Raw genomic sequence first — 14,970 nt, 5'->3', positions numbered from 1 at the left:
GCTGTTTAATTGTTCGCTATTAAATATTACACAATAAACAACAATAGGTTTAGTTATGCTTAAACGCTCTCTGATCGCACTTTCTTTATTAACGGCTCTCACAGGTTGTGCCCTTGACGGCGACGATGGTCAACAAGGTCTTCAAGGTGAACAAGGCCCAGCTGGTGTTGCTGGTACGAATGGTTCAAACGGCACAAATGGTAGTGATGGTTCAAATGGCACCGACGGTACAAATGGGGTTGATGGTAAAGATGCTAACCGTCTGTTAGATATTCAAATGGTTGGTCGTGCAGTGTTAAATGCACAAAGTCCAGAGGGTGCAGCCGAAATCGTGGCTTATCAAGCGTCTAAAAAATGGATTTACGCAATTAACAGCTCAGGTGATAGTGCTGTGGTAAACATCATTGCAGCAGAAAGCTTTGATGCCGCTGGTTTGGTGAAAAATAACGAAGGTGTGATCACGACGACTAACTTAAGTAGTGCGATCACGTTAACGTTAAACGACAACACCCCAGGCGATGCGAATAGCATAGCAATCGATGAAAACAATCAATTGTTAGCGGTTGCGATGGCAGCAAAAACCACTGGCGAAAATGGTCAAATTGCGTTTTATGATATTTCAGGTGATGCGCCGGTATTTATCAAAAATGTCACAGTGGGTGCATTACCAGACATGGTGACGTTCAGCCCAGATGGCAGCAAAGTCGTTGTGGCGAACGAAGGTGAGCCAGAGGGGGATTACAGTGTTGATCCTGAGGGTAGCATCAGTGTGATTGCGGTTACCAACGGTACAGTGGTAGATACCGCAACACAGATTACCTTCACAGATTACAACGGCAAACAGGCTGAATTAGAAGCTATGGGGATGGTGTTCGCAAACCCAACGGGTCGTACAATTAACGGCAAGTTAATTAATACCACGGTGGCAATGGACCTTGAGCCAGAGTACGTCAGTGTTTCTAAAGACAACCGTTATGCTTATGTATCGATTCAAGAAAACAATGGCTTAGCTGTGGTTGATTTAAGCGACAACAGTGTCAAGTTAATGGGGTTAGGCTTCAAAGATTGGTCAAACTTAGTCATGGATGCATCAGACAAAGACGGCAAGATCAATTTTAAGAAATATCCGGGTCTGTACGGTATGTATCAGCCAGATACCATCGCAAGCTTTAGCTGGAAAGGTGCAAACTTTGTCGTTTCTGCCAATGAAGGTGATGGTCGTGAGTACTTCTTTGATGCCACAGATGCTGCGGACTGTACTGCAAAAGGCGGTCTAGATTTTGACGATAAAGATGGTTGTTTAGCCTATATCGATGAATCTCGTGTTGAAGACCTAACGCTGGCAAATAACTTTTCTTACTTAAACAACGATGATGACGATATTGGTCGCCTAAAAGTGACAACAGTAAAAGGTGATACTGATAACGATGGTCAATACGAAGCACTTTACACGTACGGTGCGCGTTCTTTCACGATTTGGGACAGCAATGGTTTAGTTGTCTTCGATTCAGGCGATGAAATTGCCCGTATCACAGCATCTGTTCATGGCGCTGCATTTAACAACGATGAAGATGAAAATGAAGGCGACACGCGCTCTGATGCAAAAGGTGCTGAACCAGAAGCATTGGCGCTGGGCCAAATTGGCGAGCGTATGTTTGCGTTTATTGGTCTAGAGCGCATGGGCGGTATCATGGTGTATGACATTACCAACCCTTATGACGTAAAGTTTGCTGACTACTTCTTTAACCGCGGTGTGGTTGAAGGCGCAGATATTACCGGTGACTTAGCGCCAGAAGGTATGTCATTTGTACCTGCTGAACAAAGTGCTACAGGCAAGCCATTGCTCATTATTGGTAATGAAATCTCAGGCTCAGTGGCGGTTTGGCAGGTTGCATTAAGTGCAAAATAGATCTGCGAAGCAGATTACTTTTGCGCAAGGTGAAATGAGTAAGTTTATATGGGCTTAAATTGAGTACTTTTGCGCAAGGGTGACGAACAACCGATGCGAAGCATCGCAGTGTGAGGAAGTGGAGGCAAGGATGCCGACAGGCCACCGCTACAAGGAAGTAATACTCCGCAAGATTGTTAATCAGCTAGTTTAGATGGCTTTGAATTGAGGCATTTACGAAATCATTTTTGTCGCCGTAAACGACGACCTACAAGCTAAGGTTTTACTCCTGTAGGTCATGCTTCAGTGCGACAATTTAGAAAAGTTGCACAACTTACCCATACCAAAAAGCGCATTTGTGAGAAGTGCGCTTTTTTATTTAGTGCAAAATACATCTGCATAGCAAATTTTGTCGCCGTAAACGACGACCTACAAGTGCAGGTTAAACTCCTGTAGGTCGTGCTTTAGCGCGACAATCTTTTCGCTAATTAACTGACCGCAGGCGCTAGATTAAACGCTTTTGCTCTTGGTCTGTGATGTCGCACCAGCAATAAACAAAATCCAGCGACTAATATTTGAGCTATGGTCACCAGCCAAACATCCACAATGAGATAACTCGGTGGCGTGTGGCCTAGTAGCATCTGGATCAAGTCGTACAGTGGGCAAATTAGCGCTAACACCGCAGCAATATAAAGCTGTTGGATCATGCCGCCTCTGACGTTTTTACTAAACCAGCCGTGTACTAAACAAACTAAGATCATCACGCCAAACAATGGCGGGAGTAGACTGACTTGTGACCATGACTCTGGTGCAAAGCGTGCCGCAATGAAGGTGCTGGCAACGGCGATCAAAGTACCGCTCGATAGCGCTAAGGTCATGGCTTTCACGAATTGCAGGCCGCGTTTACTTTGTTTACGGTTATTTTCACGCTTTTCTAGCCAGATTAGATTACCTGTTAAAATCATATAACAGCATGCTAAACCGAGTAAGAAATAGATAAACTTCAGCGTATTGCCGCCATATTCACCGAAATGCAGAGAACTGAGTACACTATATGTGCCTGCGGTGGCTGATTGGCTTGGCTTGTATTCTTTGATTAAACGGCCATCTGCTAACGAGTATGTCAGGCGCGTCAGTTGGTCGAGAGTATGGTGCGCTGTCATTGCAACTTCAACTTGGCCTGCTTGATCGTTAGGCGCAAATATATTCAAAAAGTACACGCTTTGTTCTGGGTAGCGACGCTGTGCATCTTCCACCATATCATCTAGCAAAGTTAAGTCTGCAGGCTGACCCGAGAGCTCTGTAATTCTTGGTGGCGCGTAAAAGTCTGCGGTTGCCATTAAAGCAGGAATATTGCCCTTAAATACCGCAAAGCCAAACCCAGCTTGTAGTAAAATACTCAAGTTGAACATGACACCCGTGAGTGCAAATAAAAACGTATAAGGCAAGGTGCTAATACCTATGATGCTATGTCCATCAAGGTAGGTGTCTTTGCGGCGGTCTACTCGGTATTGGTAATAATGACTGATGATTTTCTTCAGCAGGATCAACGTGCCGGTAAACACCATGACAAAGAAGATCAACGACACAATCCCCACCAACTCGGTACCACCGGGTAGCATCAAGTTAATATGCATACGATACAGCATGTTACCAAGATAAAAGTCTTCTTGATCTAATTCGTAACGTTGACCTGTTTCTGGATCAAAGCTCTGATTGACGTCGATATGTTCGCCTTCAGATGTCTCTATCTCAAAATAACTGACATAAAAAGGTTGGGCTTGGGTGGGTAGTTCGATAAACACACCATGATCCACCGGCATGGTATGCCCTTGGTCGCTGATCTGTTTGGCAATCGTCGACACCGGTACGTGTTGTTTTTGACTGGTTAAGTCTGTTTTCGGTGCATCATATTGCATATCCCACAATACAATGTTTTCTCTGAAAAACGACATTGAGCCACAGACAAAGACGATCATCAACACCCCTGAGATGATCAAACCAAGCCATGCATGTGCATGGGTAAAATTCTTTAACGTAGACTGTTTCATCCTGTTGGTCCTGCTGCAGTAAAGAAGGTGATCACAAAAATTATGATGGTGGGAATAGCCAGCATGCCGGCTCGTTGCCAAGCTTGTTTGCCACTTTCAGCGCCATAGCACCAAGTCATGACGCCTGCCCAAGCTGCTAATGCCAGGACCAGTGAAGTGGCTAAGATTACATTGATGTGAGCGACTAACCACAGGCTTAAAATACTGGGTACTAAAATCATCACGACGACGCCGGATAAGAACCCAGCAAAGGTTTTATGCCACATTATTGGCCTCCCGAAATCAGCTGCAACCCTGCACTAAGCATACAGATAGCAATAATGCTAGCGATGGCCCACTGAGGTTTATGGTTAAGTAAGAATACGGGCGCGGGAATAAACAGCATTAAACCAAGTAGCGCAAAAATACCTGCGACCACAGGGCTGAAATGTGCACTAATCAGCAATGAAAGAGTAATCACACTGAGTAGGGCAATGGTGACTAATGCCAACCAGCGAGGGGGGTTAAATTGTTGTGTCTTTAAAAATTGCTGCCGAGGGCTTGAGGCATAAAGCAACATGCCTGTTAACCAATAGGCAGGAAGGAGGTAAAAAAAACTCATATTTAAATCCTTGCTACTGAGTTATATTTCCTAAAACCGCGAAAAGATGTCGCATTGCTACGACATCTTTTTATAGGGGTTAAATGTTGACTGTCTTACCAGTCGAATACGCCACGGAACGAAATCGCATATTCCGCTGGCGCACCTAAGCGTGCATTACGGGCACGGTGTGCGACGTAATATTCTTCATCGGTGATGTTTTTACCAATGAAGTAAATACCGTAGTTATCCCATTCGTAACCAAGCTGTAAGTTAACCAGCGTGCGCGCATCATTGTGTAAGTCAAAGAATGCATCGCCAGGCTGCAAACCATCACGGTATGGGTTTGGTCTATTCGGTGCATCGCTGGCATAGTTAATATTGATGTTGGCGAATAAGCCTTCAGGCCCTTGATAAGTTAAGCCTGCACTTTGTGTACGCTCTGGTGCAGAGAACTGGCGGCCAGTTAAGTCATACTCGGTTTCTGGTGTTGTGATCTTAAAGTCAGTGAACTCAGTGCCTGCATAGCCAATCGCTGCATAGGCTTTAAGGTAATCTGTTACGTTGTAATTTACTTCAAACTCGAAGCCTTTCACTTCAGAGCTACCTGCATTGACTGTTTCAAGGTCAAAATTGTTTGAAGAAAGTTGTACAGAAACTTGTTGATCAGTCCAATCTGTATAGAAGAAATTAGCATTTGCAGTTAATGCGCCCTCTAACCAAGTAGAGCGAACTGCTAATTCATAGTTGTCTGTATATTCAGGTTCATACTCGAAAGTCACAGATTTTGCTTGGTTGATACCGACACCGCCTGAACGATACCCTTTCTGGAAAGTAAAGGTTGAGGTGATGTCGTCATTCAGATGATAGCTCACGCCAATCTTTGGCAAGAAAGTGTTGAAGCTGGTATCTGATAGAGCGGCAGGCTTTGAAGCGTCAGCTGCAAGACCTAGTAATAACCCGTTAATACCTGTGATAAGCGGCACAATACCTTCATAAGGCGTCCCCACATAATTAGCTGGGTTTGGCATTTTATCTTGGTTTAAAATGGTATATTTCGCATCATTGCCATTCTTTTGCTCTTCACGGTCGAAACGCACGCCCGCTAAAATATCCCACTGATCATTGAGGTGCCAAACGCCATCAGCGAAGAGTGCATAGCTCGTCACTTCTGTTTCGGTAAGAGAGTAAATTTGCGTTCTGGCAGGGTCAAAATCTGCATATTGTGCAATTACCAAGTCAGCAATTTGTGGGCTTAGTTTATATCTTGCTTGTAACACGCTACTCGATAAACCAAGACGAGATAAGTTGTAGTTGTTTAAGCCTGTGCTTAACTCCTTGCGGTCGCCATCGAAGTAGTAAGCGCCTGCTACACCGCTAAAGCTTTCATAATCAAATGTAAGCCTAAACTCTTGAGTCAGTGTTGTTTCAGTATTGTTGTAGAGTGTGCTACTGCCTGTGTCGACGATTGGTGTGTTACCTAGACCTTGTGGGTAGTCCGAGTCCCAGTCAAACGCTTCAAGCACATCTGAGTAAGTTGTATAAGATGAGAACGATAGCTCGCTATTAATGTCATAATTTAAAGTTAAAGAAACAAGTTCAGTTTCGGCTTTACGCTCTCGAGTGTCGTTATAAATTGTTGTACGGTTATCAAAGTCAACTTCACCTGCATTGGTGGCTAAGTTTGCATCACCGTATACGCGCTCTGCATTCATGTAGCTAAGCATTGCCGAAAAGTCTTCAAACCCTGCCGGCTCGTATAAAAATTTTAATCGGTAGGTATGTTCTTCATTAAAATCTGAGTCAGAATTGTCATGTAAGTTCGTGACGTTACCATCGTAGCGCTTTTCTTCACCGCTGAATCTAAATGACAACTCATCTTCAACCAGGCCACCACCAATGGCAATACCGGCTTCTTGCTGGCCGTTTTGACCGAACAGTAATTTGTATTTACCTTCGTTTTCATGGCTTGGCATTTGAGTATTTAAAATAACTGCACCAGCAAGTGCGTTGCGCCCTTGCAATGTAGACTGTGGGCCACGCAATATTTCAACTTGCTGTGCATCCCATGTTGAGAAACCACCATTTCGAACTAAGCCCTGTGGTAGCGGCGCGCCATCAATATACACACTTGCTAGGTAGCTATTACCACCGCCTGATACATTAAAGCCATCAATACCTCGAATGCTGAAACCATAGCTATCACCATGGGTATTGGCGGTGTTCACCATCACATCGGTGAAAGTGTTGATCTGTTGTTGCTCGATCATCTCAGGAGTCAGTACTGCAACACTGGTGGTGGTTTCTTGTAGGCTACGTGCAATTTTTTGACCTGTGACCATGATGGTTTCGATTTCTTTTTCATCACCTTGATCATCGGCAAAAACAAGTTGGCTAGACAGTGCCATAGGGATTGCAAGAGACGCACGTAGTGCAAATGAGAGCGCAGAGAGTTTCATTATTCGTCCGTATAAAGTATTTGCTCAAAAAATAGGTTGCAAATACTAACATGATCAAAATTGCAAATCATTATCATTTCTGTGTTTGTTGTGGGTATTTTAATCTATATTTTATGTTTGATTGAGACTGAATTAGAAAGAAAATTAAGCAGACTTGCTTTTAAGATTATGATTTATTTAGTTAAAAAATTATTTTGTCTGCTTTGAATGAGAGCTTTCTTAGTCTAAATATCATTATAGGTTTCGCAAAAAAGAATGCATATATTCATAACTGTACCAATATACGCATCAATAAGTTTTTTGAAAACAGTTGTTTAGAAGCTAAAAGAGAGTTGTAACCCTGTGAAATGGTTATCTTCAGCTTCCCAGCCATTACCATCAATTTGTCGGTATCGGGTGTAGCCTTCAAGTTTAAAGTGTTCAATCTGCACACCGATGCCTGCGCCTAAGTAAGCATCAATCTCGTTATTTGGCGCGTTGTAAACGATGATACTTGAATGGTTACTATAGCGGTCATTGTTACGTTGGTCGTGAAACATAAGCTCAAAAGCATCAAAGCCCAGCTCACCATACGCGTAAATAGTAGAGAAATAACCAAATTTAAGCCCAGTATCTAGTGTGAGAAAATCTTCGCGATAACCTTGCTCGGTAGTGACACTGGCATTGCCTAACGCACTGCTAAAGCCAATACCAAAATGGGTATGGTTGAAGTAGCCAATCATTTCAAATCCAGTTGAAATGATATGATCGTCAAGCGCATTGAATTCTGATTTTGCAAATACTGAAAAATCGAATTCATCATTGGCTGCACAGGGTAAAGAGGTTAAGCCGAGTAAGAAAAGCGAAGCAATGTAGCGCGTCATGCGGGGGTCCTTGCAAATAAAACTCGTGAAATTGTAAGTTGAGTAAAAGGCACTAACTGTAAGAAAGTGTTTAAACTTTGTAAGTATCTTAAGGCTTGTTAGGAAGTAATAGACCCTTAAATTGTTCTTTATAGCGTCTCGAAAGATTGAGCTTTCTACCACTAATGAGTGTGATCTCGCTGTCGCCGCTTTGAATAGGGGTGATGGAACTAATGGCATCAAGCCGTACCGCGTGACTGCGGTGAATGCGACAAAACCCCTGTGGTTCAAGTTGTTCACTGAGTTTAGTTAAAGTGGCCCGAAGAGGGTAAACACGCCCATCAATGTGTAAATTGACATAGTTACCAGCAGATTCTAACCACTCAATATCACTGACTTTGATAATAAATTCTTTACCGAGTTTTCTTACCAGCAAGCGCTCAAATTGCGGTTGTACAGACTCTTCGGTTTGTTGCAGTACATGGGCTTCGCCCTTTAATTGACCGATAAGATAGTGATAGCTTTTGACTACCACAATTAAAAATACAAACCCCCATACATCTTTGCGGTATTCATACAAAAACTCATACCAAAGCAAGCCAAAGTCATAGCTACCTGCTTGGCTCCAATAAACGAGTTTACGAAGCGCCACCATAATGGCGACGTGTAACACACTAAACACGACTGAAGCAAAAAAATACAAGCCGAGAGAGCGTGTTATGGTTTGAAAGTTAAAAGGTTGGTATTTAAGAAGAAAAATCACACCAGGCACTAACATTAGCGTGCTTAAGGCGCTGCTATATTCCCAAACAAATGGCTCCCACAACTGAAAAGGCAGTGCGCCATCACGTTGCGCTTCCATAATGTCAGAGGTGGCATTAATGGTGTTATTGATAAAAATATAAGCCATCAAAAACAGCGCACCATATTGGTTTGAATAGTGCAGAAAGTGAGGTGAGCGCGCCATATTTAATTCTCTAACCTTAAAAGTAAATCCAGTTTAACAACTAACTTAACCTGAATAAGCCTTAACTTGAACTTTCAGGTTCGATTAACAGGGTTCAATTAAATCTGATAGTGGCGTATGTGCTAAATTTCGCCTCTTGTGAATAACCACTGTGGCTCTCAGGTTTGATATTACCGATTTAAGTTCTTATTCTTGTTTATCAACTTTGGTAGGAAATAAAAAATAATTCCAACAAAAACTCCAAATGAAGCTGCCTTTAAACTACCAAGCCAAAGTATTAATCCAGAATAGCCTTGAGCAGGCCCTAAACTCCCTCTGTTTAAAACATCCATGAACATCAAGCTGTTCCATATGATATGCAATAAAGCCGTAAAAAAGTATGCACGAATGGTAATTGCTTTCATCAGCGAGTTTTGGTCTTTCATCTTATTTCTGAAAACTATAAACACACAAAAAAATATGAAAACTAATGGCGCTGATAACGAGAGTGAAAGGCTAAGTGACTCTAAATAACTTGTATTAGCATATATAAAAGTGGCAAACGTTACTATTATTGAAAACACTAGTGTTATTAATGAAAACCAGATTGTTTTATTCATTTTTATAAATTCCCTATATAGCTTATTCCTTAAAATAAGCATAAAGCTGCCTATTTTTGCCAAAATAGTATTTTTAAAACGCACATCGACTTCTATTAAATGACGCCATAATTCACAGTAGGAATATACTGGGTCATGTCTTGCATTTTGCATGCTGGTGAGGGGGTTATCAACTGTCATCATTCGCTATTTATCGAAGCTTGGTTGAGCTCGTAGCCGTCTGTAAGACAAGCTCTAACTTATAAACAAAAGCTGTCAGAAACAGATGTGAGCTACTTCACTAAACCAGTCCCAAGAGTTTTATCCCACAATCCCACCGCTTATCCCTAGTTACTGTTTTTTAAGCACATATTTATTTTATTCCGAGTGTCTTTCAGAAAATATCAGATAACCAAGTTTGAGAAACTGACGGAAAAGGTATGTTCAAATCTATCGCTAAATGGTGGCAACCCGCTGCTTTTGTAAGTCACCCGACAGGACGTTTTGTTGAATTAGACTGGCTAAGAGTACTCGCGTTTGGTCTGTTGGTGTTCTATCACACAGGTATGTTGTATACGCAAAACTGGGATTTTCATTTTAAAAGTAATTATTTAAGTACAGAAATAGAAAATCTGATGTTGCTTCTCTCACCTTGGCGCATGGGACTGATTTGGTTTATTTCAGGTGCCGCATTGAGTTGCCTACTACAGAAGTCGACATTACCTCAGTTTTTAATGAGTCGAACCGTGAAAATCTTATTGCCCCTGCTGGTGGGCGTGTGGTTTGTCGTACCTATTCAATTGTATGCGCAAATGCAGCAAGAGGTTGGTTTAACGCTTAGCTATGTTGAGTTTTACATCGCGTTTTTTGACCTATCTCACCCGCTCTTTGCACAGTATCAAGCGGGCATTTGGCCTCATGTTGATGTGAATCACCTTTGGTACTTGCGCTCGTTATGGCAATTCACCTTATTGCTGGTATTGATGATACCTGTGCTGCAAAGCCGATGGTTACATAATGGCATAGCGCGTTTCTTAAATCTCCCTGTGTTTTGGGTATATTTAGGATTACTGGTGCCGCTTTGCGTTTTAAAACTTTCATGGCCGAGTGACACATTTCGCTACCCAATGGGCTTCATTTTTTTACTTTATGGCTTTTTATTGGTTCATCACAGAGCGTTTTTTGCTTCGTTGGCTCAGCACTGGCACATTCTGCTCGGTTTTTTTGTTCTAGGTTATCTAGGCGTAGTTTGGGGGTATCAGAGTATTTGGTTAGACAGTCAAAGCGTGCAATGGCAGATCACCAGTATGGATATGTTCTATACCGCACAAAGGTTATTAGGCGTGATGGCCATGCTGGCATTGGCTATGCGTTTTTTAACTCGCACTCACCCCATTTTAAATAAACTCAATGGTTGGGTGTTTCCATTTTATATTTTTCATCAAAGTGTGATCATCGGCTTAGCTTATTACTTTAGCCCATTCGAGTTAGGTCCTTGGTTAGAGCCGACGCTCATTATTGTAATGACGTTTGGGTTGTGTGCGCTAGCTTGTTGGGGGTTGAGTTATGTTGCTTTGCTTAGACCGCTATTTGGTATGAAAATAGGCAAAGTAGAGTCTACTTTAAAGCACAAAAAACCTTTGTTCTTTCATGCCACAATTAGAAAATGGATAGGTATCATTGTGGTGATACCTATCGCAATACAAATTCTTTAGGCATGTTGCTTAGGTCGCCAACAATATAAAGTACATGCAATTGCAAAGAGCACAACGCTTAGTACTAAACTCAATGTAAGCGCAAGGTTTGTAGCAGCTTGGTCTGCTACGTGAACGCTGACCATAGGGTAGGTCCAAGGGCTATACAACCAATGACTTTCAGATCTTGAAAGGCTCATAGCAAAAATAACCATGATAAAGGCTGCGCCAATTGGGGCAGCAAAGTTATTGATTAATTTTGAAATAATCAAACCTATCAAAATAAGGGGTAGACTGGTAATCGACGCGTTAATGAAAAACTGTAAAAAACTTATGTCGGTGCTTTCAAACTTCGGAAAACCGAGCTGCATAAGCAACCACGCACTGATAAAAATAAAACACACCATCAGCAGGTTAGCCAAAACGATCAGCAAAGAGGCAATGGTAAATTTAGCAATGAATAGCTGAATAGGTGAGATAGCAAAGCTGCTCATCAATAACCAGCCATTATCTTTGTGTTCTATTTGATGAAAAATAGTGGTAACTAAGGCAATTAACATAGGCAACATAAGTCCAAGCCACAATGTCGAATTAGCTGATACATATCCAAACCACCCAAACTCAGCAAAAACATCGAGTCCACGCTCAAAAGTCACTAAAAATTGCAAACTTATCACGGCCAAAGGGCAGGCAAATAGTAAAGGTATCAGCCATTGCCTTTTTAGTTTAGTGCACTCACACAACAAAACAGTCAGCGTTTGTTTAAGCATATTCAGCCTCCTTATTGATTGATAGATGTATGTTATTAAATAGCTTTGACAAGCTTTGCGTGTGGTAATGGAATTGGTAAAAGTCGATGTTTTGTGCCAGTAAAGATTTATACACCTGTGGACAAAGCGACTTGTCTATTTGATGAATGGTGATCTTGCCGGCTTCTGGTGTTGATACTTTAAAGACTCTACTTAAAAGTGTTTGAGCTTTATCGGTATGCTCAGCTGAAATCGACACTTCTAATGTGCCCAAAGGGTCGTCCAGTAAGTCAGGTAGGCTTCCTTCGATCACTAGGTTACCTTGTGCGAGAATGCCAACATGTGTTGCCACTTTTTCAACCTCTTCAAGCACATGGCTAGAGAATAATACGGTCGTGTTTAAGCGCTCAGGTAGTGTCCGGATTAAGGTTCTAATCTCTTCAATACCGCTTGGGTCGAGGCCATTGGTTGGTTCATCTAATATCAGCAGTTCGGGTTGACCTAAAATGGCATTGGCAAGTGCTGCTCTTTGTTTCATACCTAAAGAGCAGCGTTTTAAGCGCGTATGTTGTTTGGCTTGTAAATTTACAATAGTCAGTGCTTCATCAATGCACGGTTTTGGTAAGCCTTTCATCTTTGCGCAATAACTTAGGAACTCTTTAATCGTTAGGTTTTGATAAAAAGCAGGCGCATCAATGAGGCAACCTAAGCGCGACTTTAAGCGCGTGCTGACAGGCTCACCCAATAAACGAATCTCACCTTGTTCAGGTTGAAGCGCACCGAGTAACATACTGAGTAAGGTGGATTTTCCGGCACCATTATTTCCTAACAAGGCATATACACTCCCTGTTGGGACGGTCATATTGAGCGCTTTTAATACTTGTGTGTTAGAAAATGCTTTATGTACATTTACTATTTTTACTGCGGCCTGTTCCATCGTTTGCTCCAACATCATCTTTGGTTCTATTAGAGCAATATCATCAGGCATATACATCTGCGGTGTGCCCGAAATTAAATCGGTCTCTAGACCGATCCCTTTTGATAAATAAATCTGTACACTTGCTGGGCGAATTTATCTGTTCACAAGGATAGTATCGAGTGATTGATTACTTAAAACAGCGCCTTATGGCTTACTCAATCAGAGCAAAAGTAATAATAGGCCTATTGTTGGTCAGCTTTTTTGCTTGTTTTAGTTTAGTGACCGTGCAGTTACTGATTTTTAATGTGCCTAAAATATCTGAAATCTATGCTTTGTATGAGCAAGAGATTGCCCCGAAAATTCTTCTAGAAATGGAACAAACAGGTGGGTTGAGTGAGCTACATTTTGACGACTCAGCTTATTTAAGTGCCCTTAATATTCGTAAAGTTGTGGTGGTAGATTTAGAGGCTAAAGTCATTGCGCAAACAGAGCATGCCCCACTTTTTGTTGGTGATATTGGCGCGCAACTGCCCCTGCAAGTGAGAGACGACCTTACGGATGCTTTGTTAGCACATTACAACAGTGGCGTTGAGATGATGTCTGATGATGTTGTCATTTTCACCCGTGCCTTAACCGACCATCAAGGTAAGCAGCTAGGCGCTGTAGTAATGTGGATCGATAACTGGTCTGCAGTCGGCTCTACCCCTTCTTCGTTATTGTCTCAATGGGTTAGCTTTTTACCTTTCGCACTGATAGTTGCAGGATTTATTTTATGTTGTGGTGCCGTTGTTATGTGGCTCGTAGGTAGCCGTATTCAAAAGCGCTTAAAGCACTTTAATCATGTGACATTACTATGGGGGCAAGGGCGATTGACTGAGCGCCTAACAATAGATGGGGCTGACGAGCTAGAGCAGAGTTTTGATAAGTTAAACCGACTTGTTGAACAGCTTGATGTACATATTAAGCAAGAACAAGAAACAAGATTACAAAAGCAGCGTATAGAATTTGCCGGAGAGCTGCACGATACCGTTAAGCAACTGTTGTTCGCAAACAACTTAAACCTATCTAGTTGTCAAACATTGGCACACTCAGAAACACAATTGAGTCTACTTTTAAAACAAGCCCAGAGTAATAATCAGCAAGCATTTGAACAAGTTAATCGGATTTTGCAGGTACAAACTGAGCACGAATCATCGGCGCAAGCATACGTTGAGATGTCAGAATTAACTACTTATTTGGCGTGTTGGAAGCAACAAACTGGCCGTGACTTGGAGGTAAAAAAGCCTCAAAGCGGACAAATATCAAGTTACTTGTTTGCGAGTATTAAAGAGGGGCTACAAAATATCTCTAAGCATAGTGACGCAGACACTATTCGCTTATGCCTTGAGCTCAATGATGGTGAAAGCCGCTTTAGTTTATTCGATAATGGCACGGCGCAGTTTAACCCCAGCTTTGGTCAAGGCTTAGAGATCATAAAACAAAAGCTACATTCTCTGGGTGGACGTTTATCTTTAGAGCAGCGTGAAGATGATAGCAAACGTAAGGTAACCTGCCTTACTGGATATCTACCTTCAGCAAGCAAGGAGTAATTATATGAAAGATAAAGAAAAGAAAATCAAAATCGTTACAATAGACGACCATGCAATAGTACGAAGCGGTATCGTCCAGTTTTTACAAATGCAGCCTGATATGTCGGTTGTGGCAGAAGCTGGCACTATACCTGATGGTATGACAGTGATTGCTAACAGTGAACCAGATGTTGTGCTACTCGATCTGATTTTGGATGGAGAAGTTGAGGGTGTACAAGCTGCGAAGCAAATTAAACAACAATATCCACATATCCAGGTGGTGATCCTAACCTCATTTCACCAAGATACATTAATATTTCCTGCATTAGATGCTGGGGTTATCGCCTATTTACTTAAAGACATACAGCCAGATGCGCTAGTCGATGCGATACGCAAAGCTTCACAGGGGGTTAGTACTTTATCTCCTATGGTTGCTACAAGAATTCTTTCTGCTGAACGAAATAAAGAAATGCAATTGAGCGACCGCGAGTCAGAGGTATTACGCGCTATTGCGCAAGGTCTGTCTAATGCCGAAATATCCGAACAATTGTTTATCTCAGTCAAAACAGTGCGCACACATGTCAGTAATATCTTGTCAAAGCTAAACGTCAGAGACCGAACTCAGGCCGCTGTGCATGCTTGGCAAAATGGACTTATCTTATAATATACTCAGCG

Annotated in this window: 13 protein-coding genes; 4 read left to right on the top strand and 9 right to left on the bottom strand. The window is 42.0% G+C overall.

Going from position 1 to position 14,970, the window contains the following annotated elements:
- Positions 1 to 55 precede the first annotated feature (55 nt).
- Complete coding sequence (locus ACXAC4_RS17010) at positions 56 to 1,909, top strand: choice-of-anchor I family protein (protein ID WP_475163692.1); 1,854 nt, start codon at positions 56 to 58, stop codon at positions 1,907 to 1,909.
- A 467-nt stretch (positions 1,910 to 2,376) separates the two neighbouring features.
- Here ACXAC4_RS17010 and ACXAC4_RS17005 read toward each other — a convergent pair whose 3' ends face one another.
- The 7 genes from ACXAC4_RS17005 to ACXAC4_RS16975 all read right to left on the bottom strand — a co-directional run bounded on the left by ACXAC4_RS17005 (position 2,377) and on the right by ACXAC4_RS16975 (position 9,569).
- Positions 2,377 to 3,939 (bottom strand): PepSY-associated TM helix domain-containing protein, encoded by a 1,563-nt coding sequence (locus ACXAC4_RS17005; protein WP_475163691.1) that lies wholly within the window; start codon positions 3,937 to 3,939, stop codon positions 2,377 to 2,379.
- Entirely contained in the window at positions 3,936 to 4,205 is a 270-nt protein-coding gene (locus tag ACXAC4_RS17000; protein WP_058031429.1) for a hypothetical protein, read from the bottom strand. Before ACXAC4_RS17000 ends, ACXAC4_RS17005 begins: the two co-directional genes overlap by 4 nt.
- Entirely contained in the window at positions 4,205 to 4,540 is a 336-nt protein-coding gene (locus ACXAC4_RS16995) for a hypothetical protein (protein WP_475163686.1), read from the bottom strand. Before ACXAC4_RS16995 ends, ACXAC4_RS17000 begins: the two co-directional genes overlap by 1 nt.
- A 95-nt stretch (positions 4,541 to 4,635) precedes the next feature.
- A complete protein-coding gene (locus ACXAC4_RS16990; RefSeq protein ID WP_475163684.1) occupies positions 4,636 to 6,978 on the bottom strand; it encodes a TonB-dependent receptor in 2,343 nt (780 codons plus the stop codon).
- A gap of 314 nt (positions 6,979 to 7,292) precedes the next feature.
- Entirely contained in the window at positions 7,293 to 7,841 is a 549-nt protein-coding gene (locus ACXAC4_RS16985; RefSeq protein WP_475163682.1) for a hypothetical protein, read from the bottom strand.
- An 88-nt stretch (positions 7,842 to 7,929) separates the two neighbouring features.
- Entirely contained in the window at positions 7,930 to 8,787 is an 858-nt protein-coding gene (locus ACXAC4_RS16980) for a LytR/AlgR family response regulator transcription factor (protein WP_475163679.1), read from the bottom strand.
- Positions 8,788 to 8,957: 170 nt separating this feature from the next.
- Positions 8,958 to 9,569 (bottom strand): hypothetical protein, encoded by a 612-nt coding sequence (locus ACXAC4_RS16975; RefSeq protein WP_475163678.1) that lies wholly within the window; start codon positions 9,567 to 9,569, stop codon positions 8,958 to 8,960.
- A 236-nt stretch (positions 9,570 to 9,805) separates the two neighbouring features.
- Between ACXAC4_RS16975 and ACXAC4_RS16970 the strand changes: the two genes are divergently transcribed.
- Positions 9,806 to 11,080, top strand: a complete 1,275-nt coding sequence (locus ACXAC4_RS16970) for an acyltransferase family protein (RefSeq protein ID WP_475163676.1) — start codon at positions 9,806 to 9,808, stop codon at positions 11,078 to 11,080.
- Here ACXAC4_RS16970 and ACXAC4_RS16965 read toward each other — a convergent pair.
- Positions 11,077 to 11,829, bottom strand: a complete 753-nt coding sequence (locus ACXAC4_RS16965; protein ID WP_475163674.1) for an ABC transporter permease — start codon at positions 11,827 to 11,829, stop codon at positions 11,077 to 11,079. The genes ACXAC4_RS16970 and ACXAC4_RS16965 overlap by 4 nt on opposite strands.
- Positions 11,822 to 12,745: an ABC transporter ATP-binding protein gene (locus ACXAC4_RS16960; protein WP_475163672.1), complete on the bottom strand. Its 924-nt coding sequence runs from the start codon at positions 12,743 to 12,745 to the stop codon at positions 11,822 to 11,824. The genes ACXAC4_RS16965 and ACXAC4_RS16960 overlap by 8 nt, the downstream gene beginning before the upstream one ends.
- 161 nt (positions 12,746 to 12,906) lie before the next feature.
- On the opposite strand from ACXAC4_RS16960, the gene ACXAC4_RS16955 reads away from it, so the two are divergent.
- Both ACXAC4_RS16955 and ACXAC4_RS16950 read left to right on the top strand, forming a co-directional pair.
- A complete protein-coding gene (locus ACXAC4_RS16955; protein WP_475163671.1) occupies positions 12,907 to 14,316 on the top strand; it encodes a histidine kinase in 1,410 nt (469 codons plus the stop codon).
- Positions 14,317 to 14,320: 4 nt separating this feature from the next.
- Entirely contained in the window at positions 14,321 to 14,959 is a 639-nt protein-coding gene (locus tag ACXAC4_RS16950) for a LuxR C-terminal-related transcriptional regulator (RefSeq protein ID WP_475163668.1), read from the top strand.
- Positions 14,960 to 14,970: the final 11 nt, after the last annotated feature.

The sequence above is a fragment of the Pseudoalteromonas sp. AWM4_233 genome (assembly GCF_056158285.1).
Note: the sequence above shows the minus strand (reverse complement) of the source record. Positions and strands in the feature narration are given on the sequence as shown.

Bases quoted from the DNA above. Each gene is read 5' to 3' on its own strand.
- ACXAC4_RS17010 (WP_475163692.1), top strand. From the start codon at position 56: ATGCTTAAACGCTCTCTGATCGCACTTTCTTTATTAACGGCTCTCACA.
- ACXAC4_RS16985 (WP_475163682.1), bottom strand. From the start codon at position 7,841: ATGACGCGCTACATTGCTTCGCTTTTCTTACTCGGCTTAACCTCTTTA.
- ACXAC4_RS16980 (WP_475163679.1), bottom strand. From the start codon at position 8,787: ATGGCGCGCTCACCTCACTTTCTGCACTATTCAAACCAATATGGTGCG.
- ACXAC4_RS16970 (WP_475163676.1), top strand. From the start codon at position 9,806: ATGTTCAAATCTATCGCTAAATGGTGGCAACCCGCTGCTTTTGTAAGT.
- ACXAC4_RS16990 (WP_475163684.1), bottom strand. From the start codon at position 6,978: ATGAAACTCTCTGCGCTCTCATTTGCACTACGTGCGTCTCTTGCAATC.
- ACXAC4_RS16950 (WP_475163668.1), top strand. From the start codon at position 14,321: ATGAAAGATAAAGAAAAGAAAATCAAAATCGTTACAATAGACGACCAT.
- ACXAC4_RS16965 (WP_475163674.1), bottom strand. From the start codon at position 11,829: ATGCTTAAACAAACGCTGACTGTTTTGTTGTGTGAGTGCACTAAACTA.
- ACXAC4_RS16960 (WP_475163672.1), bottom strand. From the start codon at position 12,745: ATGGAACAGGCCGCAGTAAAAATAGTAAATGTACATAAAGCATTTTCT.
- ACXAC4_RS17005 (WP_475163691.1), bottom strand. From the start codon at position 3,939: ATGAAACAGTCTACGTTAAAGAATTTTACCCATGCACATGCATGGCTT.
- ACXAC4_RS16975 (WP_475163678.1), bottom strand. From the start codon at position 9,569: ATGATGACAGTTGATAACCCCCTCACCAGCATGCAAAATGCAAGACAT.
- ACXAC4_RS17000 (WP_058031429.1), bottom strand. From the start codon at position 4,205: ATGTGGCATAAAACCTTTGCTGGGTTCTTATCCGGCGTCGTCGTGATG.
- ACXAC4_RS16995 (WP_475163686.1), bottom strand. From the start codon at position 4,540: ATGAGTTTTTTTTACCTCCTTCCTGCCTATTGGTTAACAGGCATGTTG.